Source organism: Neobacillus fumarioli NBRC 102428, from assembly GCF_001591485.1.
GTDB classification, from domain to species: domain Bacteria; phylum Bacillota; class Bacilli; order Bacillales; family Cytobacillaceae; genus Neobacillus; species Neobacillus fumarioli.
On sequence record NZ_BCUZ01000092.1, the window covers coordinates 1 to 10,790 of the forward strand.

Below are 10,790 nucleotides of genomic sequence, written 5' to 3' on the forward strand. Positions count from 1 at the left end.
AGGGTATTGGCCCGTGAATCAGTCAAAAAGAAAGAGTCTTCATGCTCCAAACAAGGGTATTAGTACTTGAAGTAGGTACAAGAACGGATGGGAAATAAGAACGGTCGCTTGGCATAAGTCAAGAACTCCTAATTGATTTAAACATAATACCCCGGAGCGGCATAGATAGGCCGCCCCGCCAATAATCCACCTACCCTGTCGGCCAAGGCTTCCACATTTTTTTCTCATTCTTCTTCCATTTCAGATTCATTAACACGGTCACTGCACCAATAATCCCGATAAATGCCAAGCTGATAAAAAAGCCAGGCCTGCTTGAGCGGTGGAACAGTGTTCCGCTGACGGCGATCAATATCAGCACTGCTCCAAGAGAATATTTCATTTTGCCGCCAATACCCGGCTTCAGAATTTTTCCGGACGAAGCAAGAATAAAAATCCAATTATATAAAAGCATTAACCCGGCGGCAGTCGTAATATACTCGTAAATGTGGCCTGGCATTAAAAGGGCAGTAACGACCGAAGCGGCAATGCCAAGCATTGTGAGAAGCAGGGTAGAAAGCGGAATCTTCAGCTTTCCTTTCTTTGAAAACTTGTGCGGTGCATCCCCTTCCTCGCTAAGTGTAACGAGAATGCTGGTCACTCCATAAAGGGAGGCAGTCATGGTCGAAAAACCGGCAATAATTAAAGCACCGTTAAAAACATGCGGAACAAATGAAAGATGATAAGCATCCAAGGCAATAACAAACGGGCTTTCTTTCTCATTAAATTGATGCCAAGACACCAACATAACTGCAAGTCCGATGGAAAGAACATAGATGAACACTAGCAGAAACAGCATGACTCTTCCTGCTTTTGGCGCTTCTTTCGGGTCTTGCAATTTGGTCGCCATTAAGCCCAAGATTTCAATACCGCCAAATGCATAAAAGGCAAAAATAACAGCTGACCACAGCCCGGTCATTCCATTCGGAAAAAAGTCCTTACGGCTGTTTGGATACTCAATGGCTCTGCTGCCATCAATGACCCCAAATATCGCCAAGAGAGCAATCATCACAAACATGAAAATAGCGGCGATTTTTAATACAGCCAGGATGTTTTCTAACTTATTCAATACACCAACACCAATTACAATAACCGCTAATCCTAATATGGCATATCCTGCTGCAAACAGCCATAGCGGCACCTTTGGAAACCAAAATCGTGAAAAAATTGCGAGCGCCGTCATTTGGCTTCCCGCAATCAGCACCTCAGAGCACCAATAAGTCCAGCCACTTGAGAAACCGGCCCAGCGGCCAAACGCTTTTTTCGCATAAGAGCGAAACCCTCCCTCAAGTGGCTCTAGTGCTGTCATTTTCGAAAGGGCATCAAATACAAAATAGGTGCCAATAGCTGCAATAACAAAATCGATTAAAATGGAAGGCCCTGTCATCTTGATGGCCAAGCTCGAGCCAAGGAAGAAGCCTGTTCCAATTGTACAACCGACTCCAAATAAAGAAAGCTGCCACCATTTCAATTTGTTATGTTCCTCTGCCTTTGAACGTCTCATGAAACTTCTCCTTAACGGTTGAACCCTGTTGCCCCAGGAGATTTATCTGTATCGGATGGATTGTTGTATGCCTTATCATTTACAGCGTTTCTTGGCCTGCGTTCATTTCCCAAATAGGAGCTTTTGTGCTGCGTGCGCTTAAAGTTGTAAAAGTTTTCATTTACCACAGAATTCCCTCATTTCATTTCAGTATAATGTTAAGATATACGCTGACCCTTTTCTTATTCAGAAACCGCGGAATGGAATTATTTTTTTATTACATAATCGGCCGCTTATCTATCGAAAATAATAAAAAATCGAAACCAAAGGGGTTAATACAATGCTATCAACTGAGCAGCTTGCTGAGCTGCGTTTGCAGCTTTTAAATGATAAAGAAGAATTGGAGAACTATCTGACGCAAAATGAACATTTTCAATTAGAACGCGGGTTTTACCATGAGTCGATGGGGGAGTTATCGAGTTATGATAATCATCCAGCAGACGAAGGGTCGGATCTTTATGAACGTGAAAAGGATATAGCCTTAAAGGAGCATTATGAGTTAGAGCTGAAGAATATCAATCAAGCCTTAGAAGCGATGGAAAATGGAACATATGGACGATGCGAAATATGCGGCAAAGAAATTCCATTGGAACGATTGCAGGCATTGCCGAACACAACGTATTGTATCGAACATAGTCCGGATAAGGTTGAATCCCATGAACGCCCAGTTGAAGAATGGGTATTAATGCCGCCTTGGGGGAAATTCGATATGGATGAGAAGGATGAGAATGTGGCTTTTGATGCTGAAGACTCATGGCAGGCAGTTGCTGAATGGGGAACTTCCGAAACGCCTTCTGATTTGGCGTTCCCGCAAAATGATTATCAGGACATTTATATTGAATCAGATGAAAATATTGGCTATGTGGAAAACTTTGAAAATTTTGTCGGCAATGATATGTATGGGAAGAATATTACCGTCTACCCGAATCCGCAGCATGAGCGTTATGAACAGGCACTTGACGAAGAAGGAATCATGACAACGTTTGGTGACCTGCTGGCCTATGAAAATGATCCATATGTTGATGATGATAAGTGACCACAAGAAAACAGCTTTCATAAAGAAAGCTGTTTTCTGACGGTTCATTCATTCTTGGAGGCACCAATTTCTCCTTCGGAATAGACATCACTTACTTGCTCATGGGTTGTGGCCAGTCCTTGTGACAATGTATCTTCCTCATGATAATAACTAGGGTGATAAAAACTTCCGGCAACTTCTTTTTTAGGGTTAACTTTCTTTTTAAACATGTGATCCCTCCATTTGTATTCAATACAACGGTATTTTTTTCGTTTTTACTAGGGTTTACTCTTGTCAAAATAAAACTTTGAAGGGAATGTTGCAGATGAATCAAAAAGATACCTTTCCATCTCGTGAGGAGTTGGATCAAGCCTTTTATTTTCTCCATGATCAAATTAATAAAATATCTGTGCTTGAGGAAATGGAAATGATAAAAGAGGAAGAAGAGGAGCGCTATAACGGAAAAATTTAGCTTTTTCCTCTAGACCAATATAGGCTGCTTTTGCTATGATTTCTAGAGGAATTTTTAAGGGTGGTTTCATGGAATTAAGAGAAACATTGGCGAAAAAAGTAGCCTGGATTAGTTTAGTCAGTAACATAATTCTCACATTAGGGAAAATTATCATCGGCTGGTTTGGCCATAGTGATGCTGTATTTGCGGATGGAATCCATTCCGCCGCAGATGTATGTGCCTCACTGCTCGTCGTTTTGGTCATCAAAATCTCCAACAAACCTGCCGACCTGGAACATCCCTATGGGCATGGGAAAGCAGAGGTCATCGTCTCCGGCATTGTGGGGATCTTACTATTTGAAGTATCGATTTACGTTATATATGAGGGAGTCAGCGGTTTTTTCCATCCAGTGGAATCACCCAGCATGTTGGCGATGTGGGTCGCTGTTTTTTCTTTTATTGCAAAAATGATTTTATACAGAAGTTCTCTTGCAACAGCCAAAAAGAATAACAGTAAGGCAATTGAAGCCATTGCTTTTGATCATAGAGCGGATATTGTCGCATCCATTGCAGCTGCGATCGGGGTTCTCGTTTCTATTATCGGGGAGCAATTTTCCATCACCCCTCTTTTTTATGGTGATAAAATCGCCAGTATTTTTGTTGCATATTTAATTTTTAAAATCGCAAAAGAAATGTTGGCGGAGGCTTTCGACATTTTATTGGAGCGCAACATTAACACAGAGACACTTCAGGAATATATGACAATCATCCAGCAATTTCCTGATGTAAAGCGGATTGACCGTATCCGGGCAAGAGAACACGGCCATTATGTCATCGTCGATTTACGAATTGCCATTGATCATGCCAAAACGATTAAGCAAGGCCATGATTTGGCAAAGTCTATTAAAACAAGGCTCATGGACCATCATGACAATATTGACGAAGTGTTAATTCACTTTAATCCTTATTATGATTAAAAAACTGTTTGGAACTTAGCGAATTTCGGTTATGATAGGAGTTGGACAAAAAACATACAGAGGGAGTTGATATTTTTGAGTTATTCCATAGATCCGGACCCCGGCAGTTACGGGGAAGTTAATCAGACTTTTATAGGGAGTTTCACAAATATCAACTTCCATGAAGGTAATTAACTTCCTCATTTGAAGAGAGTGAGGAGGATTGGCATGTTAGAGATATATAAAAGTACAGAAACAAGGGTTTTAGAAAAAGTCGATACCATTTCAAAAGGCTGCTGGGTCAATATCTATGACCCTACACCAGAGGAAATCGCTAGAGTATCGAATGATGCCGGCATTGATATCGATATTATTAAAGATGCCTTGGACGATGAAGAGCGGCCTAGGATTGAACGGGACGATGGCAGGGTCTATATTATCGTTGATTTTCCTTATGTTGTTCAGGATGAATCAGGACTTGAAGTCTATGAAACCATTCCGATCGGGATTATTCAAACAAAGGAAAATATGATCACTGTTTCCTTGAAAGATTCACCGATTATTGAGGAATTTCGCAGAAACCGGGTAAAAGAATTTTTTACTTTTAAAAAGACACGCTTTGCACTTCAGCTATTATTTGTTATATCTTCTTTTTATCTTCGGTACTTGAAACAAATTAACAAGAAAACAAACGATATTGAACGGCAAGTCCATGAATCGTTAAAAAATAAAGAACTGTATTCCTTTCTTGCTTTAGAAAAAAGTTTGATCTACTTTACCACCTCATTGAAATCGAACAAAGTGGTTCTTGATAAAATCCTGCGTTTTAATTATTTAAAAATGTATGAAGAAGACAAAGATTTATTAGAAGACGTCATTATTGAAAAAACACAGGCAATCGAAATGGCGGAAACGTATCATACCATTTTGACGGGGATGATGAACGGTTTTGCCTCGATCATTTCGAATAATCTAAACATCGTGATGAAATTTCTAACTTCCATCACCATCATTCTTTCGTTTCCAACCATGGTATTCAGCCTGTACGGAATGAATGTCAATTTGCCATTCCAACATAGCCCGCACGCTTTTTTAATTACTCTGTTACTTTGTGGAATTTTATCGGCTGTTACCGCGACAATTTTTTGGAAAAAGAAATATTTTTAATCCCTGTTATTTCAGGGATTTTTTCAATTTTCGAAATGATTATCGCAAAGTGGGTAATACTATTAGCATGTGAGGTTATAGAGGAGGATAAGGATGAAATCATTTGTAGTTAGTTTTCATCAAGAAGATCATGTCGATACAATGCAGGTTCAAAAGTTAAACCAGGAAGATTTCGAGAAAGCAACAGCGGGTGGCACGAGACATTTATTTGAGCTGGACACCAATATCGGCTTTTTCGTCTTTTTCGATGCCGAAGATATTAACGGAACCGTTTCCTATATGGTGTTGCAATATGAAGAGGACAATGAGGAACCATCCGCCTGCTACGCCTTCCAGTTAAGTGACTTTTACGAATTCATCGCATTGTATTTAAATGATCTGGAGTTCAGCGACGAAATTGATGAAGAAGAAGAGGAAGAATACGGTCCGATTCATCATTTGGCTCATCTTTTGTTCCATATCGTTGAAGAAGGCAGAGATCTGGAGGTTTAAGAAAGAAGCTGTACGATTTGTACTTACTACGATTAGCGCAATTTTTCAAGTAAAAAGCACTGGACCGAAAAGCGGTCCAGTGCTTCATTTTATCCTTTTACAGGAGCTTTCCTTTGTGTAGTAATTCTTGCTTTACCCATAAAGAAGATCGTAATTACAATGAATGCAATTGGAATCAGCGTAAGTAAAAATGTATGGGTAATGGAATCCGACATGGCGTGAATAATTTTGTCTAATATAAAACTTGGAATTTTGGAACGCTGATCGGCCTCAAAGATCTGTTGCGGGTTGCCCATTTTAAAATGGCCGGCAGCAGGCATTCCTTTAAAAGCATCTTTCAACTTATCCGTGAACAGATTACTTTGAATCGTTCCGAAAATAGTTACCCCAAGTGTCATGCCAAACGACCTTAAAAAAGAGTTCGTTGAATTGGCCGTTCCGCGGAATTGCGGTTCTAAATTATGAAGCGATGCTGTTGGCAGGAGCGAGAAGGAAAATCCGACCCCAAATCCGACAAGAATCATATAGAGTGTTAGAAGCCAGCGAGAAGTGTCAACCGTCATGCTGCCGAGTAAAACCATTCCTAATATATAGGATATAACCGAAACAAACATCAAGTTGCGGTAAGAAGTTTTCGTCATGAATATTCCGCCTATGGAGCTTCCGGCGACAGATCCAAGCATCATCGGGGTTAAAATTAACCCGGAATTTTTGGCCGTCCCGCCATATACAGCCTGAACAAAAATCGGAATAAATACGGTTAGAATGATAAATGTTGCTCCATATAAAAAGGCCAGAATTTGCGAAGCGGCAAACAGCCGTCGTTTGAACAGCCAAAGCGGTAAAATCGGCTCCGCTGCCTTTAATTCGACAAAGAAAAATACGGCAAAAAAGACAAAGAAGCTTACAAACAAGCTGATAATTTGCACCGAATTCCAATCGTACTGTTTGCCGCCAAGCTCAAGGGCAAACATAAGACTGACAACCGCAATAACAAGAGTAATGGCTCCCCACCAGTCGATTTTTTGCTTGGAATGCTGCATCGATTCATGATAGAACGTAACAATAAGAAAGATCGAGACAATTCCAATCGGCACGTTGACATAGAAAATCCAGTGCCAGCTAATATAATCTGTAATGTAGGCACCCAATAAAGGCCCAAGAATGCTGGATGCACCAAAGACCGCCCCTAAGAGTCCGGTCATTTTACCGCGATTTTCCGGCGGAAAAATATCAAACACAATCGTAAACGCGATTGGCATTAGGGCGCCGCCGCCAATTCCCTGAATCGCCCGATAAATACTAAGCTGAACAATGCTGTGAGCAATACCGCAAAGGATCGAACCGAGCAAGAAAACAATTAAGCCAAACATAAAAAAACGTTTTCGGCCATACATATCGGATAACTTGCCGAATATCGGCATTCCTGCCATAACGGCTACCATATAAGCAGAGGTTACCCAAATGTATTTATCAAAATCTCCAAGGTCGGAAATGATGGTGGGCATCGCTGTCGCAACAATCGTATTATCCATGGCCGCCATGAGGATGCCAAGCAAGAGCCCAGCAACAACCGGCTTAAGATTTGTATCTTTTTTAATCATAAAACCTCTCCCTTATTATTAAATTTGCTAACTCCCCTATCTCCTTCCCCATTGATTAATAAATCGAAATAAATTAGAATGATGGAGAAAAATTATCTTGATGATCAAGATAAATTCATTTTAAAAGGAAGGATGAAATCTGTCAATGACATTATCCAATCATCCTGAACGCTTGAAGGATTTAATCAGGAGCCTCCGTAAGTTGAGCGCAAGGATGGTTCTATTTCAACAAAAAACCGCCCATTCGCTTGGCGTTGTGCTTACAGATTTTAAAACTGCGGACATACTAAATGAGACGGGCCCGTTAACTGCTGGAGAATTGGGGAAAATAACCGGCTTGAGTACTGGTTCGGTTACCGCTTTAATCGATCGGCTGGAGCAGGCCGGATTTGTCAGGAGGGAAAAGGACCCAAATGACAGGCGCCGCGTCATCATTGTTCCCGTTAAGGAAAGACATAATGAAATTAAAGAGCATTATGCCTCAATCAGCATGGATATGGCAGAGCTTTGCGCACAGTATACGGAAGAAGAGTTATTGCTGATTATTGATTTTATTGAAAAAACTATCGCCATCCATGAGAAACAAATTCGAGAAAACCAAGAATGATGGAGGGAAAGAAATGTACCAGCTAAATATTGCAAAAGAACACCAATTGGATGTGTATGAGCTCATCGACAAGGAAGCCGGTTCATGGCTAAGGGTGGTGCCGGAACGGGGCGGAATTATTATCGGCTATGGAGTTGGAGGAGAAGAAATTCTTTTTCTGAACAAGGAAACCTTATATGATCCCGGAAAAAATATCCGAGGTGGGATTCCGATTCTGTTTCCGATTTCCGGTCAGCTTGATGGCGGGGAGTATGTGTGGAACGGGCAAACCTTTAGAATGAAAAACCACGGGGTAGCAAGAAATCAGCCTTGGGGGGTCATTGACACGGAACAAGAGGAAAATGAAGCGGCAATTACCATCCGGCTGGAGAGCAATCCTGAAACGAGAAAAGAATACCCGTTTGATTTTGAATTAGTGTTTACATATCGTGTAACAAACCAAAATCTACTCATTGAACAGCAGTATCGAAATCTTTCGGATGCAGCTATGCCGATGTATCCCGGATTCCATCCATATTTTCGAACATCGGTTAAGGATTTAACCTACGAAACCGATGCGAAAACGTATATCGACTATAATGATATGAAAGTAAAAGAAATTCAAGGATCATTGGATTTAACGGGTCAGAAAGAATCTTTCGCTCTTTTAGATGCCCGCAAAAAGTATATTTCATTTGAACTGCCGGACCGAAAGAAACAAATTACATTATCTTACAGCGATCAGTTTAAATATATTGTCTTATGGACGGAAAAAGATCAGGAATTTGTCTGTGTTGAGCCATGGATGGCGCTTACGGGTGAACTGAATCGGAAAGAGGAATTGGTGATGGTTTCATCCGGCGAAACACTGACAGCTAATTTAACCATTGAAGTGAAATAGGACGTGAAATATAAAAGAACCATCATTCCCGTCCCAGGATGAATGGTTCTTATGTTTAAACTGGTATAAATGATCTTTCTTTGATTTCGTTATTCTGGTGCGCATGTCGCTAAAAACAAAGGGGCTGCGTTTTAATTCAGGGTTCATTTTTCCTTCGCGGACAAGCTTTTCTCGCAGTTTTTTTGCTTTTGATTTTGCCATAAACTTTTCACTCCTTTATTTTATTATATACTAAAAAAAAAGCCTGAGGATACAGGATGGTCCTCAAGCCTTCTGTTATTTTTCGATGCTTAATTGTTCCCCCTGTTTCGCAGGAGCTTTCCGTTTTCTTGTGTAAAGGAAGTAAAAGAGCACTAAACCGATCAGCACATAGAAAGAAAATAGAAAATATAGGGAACTATAGTCCATTTTTGCAGCGATTATTCCGACAATCAATGATCCCATTGCTATTCCTGTATCGTAGATGGATAAAAAGGTAGCTGTAGCGATGCCTCTTTTTCTAGGTTCTGCATCCTGGATGGCAATAGTTTGGAAAGTAGGGAAGAGGGTTCCCCAGCCTAAACCGATTAATCCGGCAGATACCAGAAACATAATAGCGCCGCCAGCTTGACTTAATATAAACATCCCGATCGCAAAAAGCAGAATACATGGATAGGTAATAACGTTAGGACCGTATTGATCAATCCATTTTCCCGTAAAAGGTCGTGAAATTAACAATACAACCGCATATACGACAAAGAATATACTTGAAACGCTAGCCAGGTGAATTTGTGCTGCATAAATCGATACAAATGATAACAAGGATGAATAAACGATCGCCAAGAAACTGCCGACCGTCGAGATTGGAACCGCCGATGGTTCAATTAGGCTGCGGAATGAAAAGGAAGAACGCACTTCCACCTGAATTGGCTGTTGTCTGTTCACTTTGACACTCAAACCGGTAATCAAGGAACCCATCGCCACGATGATAGCAAGAGTGAATAACATATGCGGGCCCCATTTTTGTATTGCCATTAACCCGGCAAACGGGCCTAACACCATCGCCATATTCGTTGATAATACAAAGTATCCCATGCCTTCTCCCCGGCGTGAAGCGGGAATGATGTCAGCAACAATGGTCCCTATAGCAGTCGTTGCCATTCCAAATCCAACACCGTGTAACAGGCGGATGAACAAGAAGCCGGTAATTGTCTTGGAAAAAAGTAAAAGATAGAGGCACCCGCAAATAGCATCACGGCGATTAATAACATTTTTTTATGCCCGGCCCGTTCCATCCACTGTCCGGCAATCGGCCGGGAAATAATGGCTGACAAGAGGAAGATAGTTGACATCAATCCGGCCTCGGACGCACTGCTATGTAAATCATCTATTGCGTAAAGAAGGAAGTGTGACAAGCAAAATATAAAAAGTAAAAAAGACGAAAAAGTTACTTAACGAGATGCTGATAAAGTCTTTCGTCCACAATTTTGGGTTCTCCATTTAATCCTCTCCTTTTAGAAGCTGCTCGAGCCACGTGTTTTGTATTTTAAATAGTTCTTTTTGTAAGGTTTCCGGAAGGGATTTTAATACGGATTGATTCATTTCCGTTACCGCCTGCTCCCATTTTGGGTATTCAGTTAATGCTTTTTCCGTTAATTGAACGTACTTTTCACGTTTATCCCGTCCGGGCACCTGAATGACATAGCCTTGTTTCACAAGTCGCTGAATCGTGCGTGTCATCGGCGGCGCCTCAACAAATAAATAGTCGCAAAGCTCTTTTTGGGTTAAAGAGCCTTTCTTTTTTAAAACAAAAATCACGGACCACTGTGAACCGTACAATCCCATCGGTTTTAATGCTTCGTTGAGTTTATTGGTAAGATGGCGTGAAAGTTGATGCAGAGTATGAAGTAATTGATGGTCTGGCATAAAAAGGTCACTCCGGATACAAATTAATTACCTAGGTAAATATATGCCGATTTTAAGTAATTGTCAAGGATTGTTGCAGGAAATGTATTGATCGTGAGAAGTGTTGATTTAGAAATATAATAATATTATTGAAT

12 protein-coding genes and 1 pseudogene are annotated in these 10,790 nt (G+C 40.8%); 7 read left to right on the forward strand and 6 right to left on the reverse strand.

The window, feature by feature from the left end; genetic code table 11:
* Positions 1–190 precede the first annotated feature (190 nt).
* The gene (locus BFU02S_RS12035) at positions 191–1,540 is read right to left on the reverse strand and encodes an amino acid permease (RefSeq protein WP_066370915.1); all 1,350 of its coding nucleotides are present in this window, start codon (positions 1,538–1,540) and stop codon (positions 191–193) included.
* A 319-nt stretch (positions 1,541–1,859) separates the two neighbouring features.
* Between BFU02S_RS12035 and BFU02S_RS12040 the strand changes: the two genes are divergently transcribed.
* Positions 1,860–2,615, forward strand: a complete 756-nt coding sequence (locus BFU02S_RS12040) for a TraR/DksA C4-type zinc finger protein (RefSeq protein WP_066370918.1) — start codon at positions 1,860–1,862, stop codon at positions 2,613–2,615.
* A 44-nt stretch (positions 2,616–2,659) separates the two neighbouring features.
* Here BFU02S_RS12040 and BFU02S_RS16440 read toward each other — a convergent pair whose 3' ends face one another.
* On the reverse strand, positions 2,660–2,824 hold the full coding sequence (locus tag BFU02S_RS16440) for a YozQ family protein (RefSeq protein WP_084361098.1): 165 nt from the start codon (positions 2,822–2,824) through the stop codon (positions 2,660–2,662).
* Positions 2,825–2,919: 95 nt separating this feature from the next.
* Between BFU02S_RS16440 and BFU02S_RS16795 the strand changes: the two genes are divergently transcribed.
* The 4 genes from BFU02S_RS16795 to BFU02S_RS12055 all read left to right on the forward strand — a co-directional run bounded on the left by BFU02S_RS16795 (position 2,920) and on the right by BFU02S_RS12055 (position 5,660).
* A complete protein-coding gene (locus tag BFU02S_RS16795; protein ID WP_157075924.1) occupies positions 2,920–3,066 on the forward strand; it encodes a hypothetical protein in 147 nt (48 codons plus the stop codon).
* A gap of 68 nt (positions 3,067–3,134) precedes the next feature.
* Entirely contained in the window at positions 3,135–4,022 is an 888-nt protein-coding gene (locus BFU02S_RS12045) for a cation diffusion facilitator family transporter (RefSeq protein WP_084361099.1), read from the forward strand.
* A gap of 207 nt (positions 4,023–4,229) precedes the next feature.
* Positions 4,230–5,168, forward strand: a complete 939-nt coding sequence (locus tag BFU02S_RS12050; RefSeq protein ID WP_066370927.1) for a magnesium transporter CorA family protein — start codon at positions 4,230–4,232, stop codon at positions 5,166–5,168.
* Positions 5,169–5,261: 93 nt separating this feature from the next.
* On the forward strand, positions 5,262–5,660 hold the full coding sequence (locus BFU02S_RS12055) for a cytosolic protein (RefSeq protein WP_066370929.1): 399 nt from the start codon (positions 5,262–5,264) through the stop codon (positions 5,658–5,660).
* Positions 5,661–5,749: 89 nt separating this feature from the next.
* Here BFU02S_RS12055 and BFU02S_RS12060 read toward each other — a convergent pair whose 3' ends face one another.
* On the reverse strand, positions 5,750–7,264 hold the full coding sequence (locus BFU02S_RS12060; RefSeq protein WP_066370932.1) for an MDR family MFS transporter: 1,515 nt from the start codon (positions 7,262–7,264) through the stop codon (positions 5,750–5,752).
* A 145-nt stretch (positions 7,265–7,409) separates the two neighbouring features.
* Here BFU02S_RS12060 and BFU02S_RS12065 point away from each other — a divergent pair, with 145 nt between their 5' ends.
* The gene (locus BFU02S_RS12065; RefSeq protein ID WP_066370935.1) at positions 7,410–7,871 is read left to right on the forward strand and encodes a MarR family winged helix-turn-helix transcriptional regulator; all 462 of its coding nucleotides are present in this window, start codon (positions 7,410–7,412) and stop codon (positions 7,869–7,871) included.
* Between the two features lie 13 nt (positions 7,872–7,884).
* On the forward strand, positions 7,885–8,751 hold the full coding sequence (locus BFU02S_RS12070; RefSeq protein WP_066370937.1) for an aldose epimerase family protein: 867 nt from the start codon (positions 7,885–7,887) through the stop codon (positions 8,749–8,751).
* Here the strand turns inward: BFU02S_RS12070 and brfA are convergent.
* The 3 genes and pseudogenes from brfA to BFU02S_RS12085 all read right to left on the reverse strand — a co-directional run bounded on the left by brfA (position 8,731) and on the right by BFU02S_RS12085 (position 10,656).
* Positions 8,731–8,952, reverse strand: coding sequence for a ribosome rescue factor BrfA (gene brfA / locus BFU02S_RS17830; protein ID WP_066370938.1), 222 nt, complete (start codon positions 8,950–8,952; stop codon positions 8,731–8,733). The two genes, BFU02S_RS12070 and brfA, sit on opposite strands and share 21 nt — an antisense overlap.
* A 75-nt stretch (positions 8,953–9,027) precedes the next feature.
* A pseudogene (locus tag BFU02S_RS12080) lies at positions 9,028–10,145 on the reverse strand (MFS transporter).
* An 85-nt stretch (positions 10,146–10,230) separates the two neighbouring features.
* On the reverse strand, positions 10,231–10,656 hold the full coding sequence (locus tag BFU02S_RS12085; RefSeq protein ID WP_066370940.1) for a MarR family winged helix-turn-helix transcriptional regulator: 426 nt from the start codon (positions 10,654–10,656) through the stop codon (positions 10,231–10,233).
* Positions 10,657–10,790 lie beyond the last annotated feature (134 nt).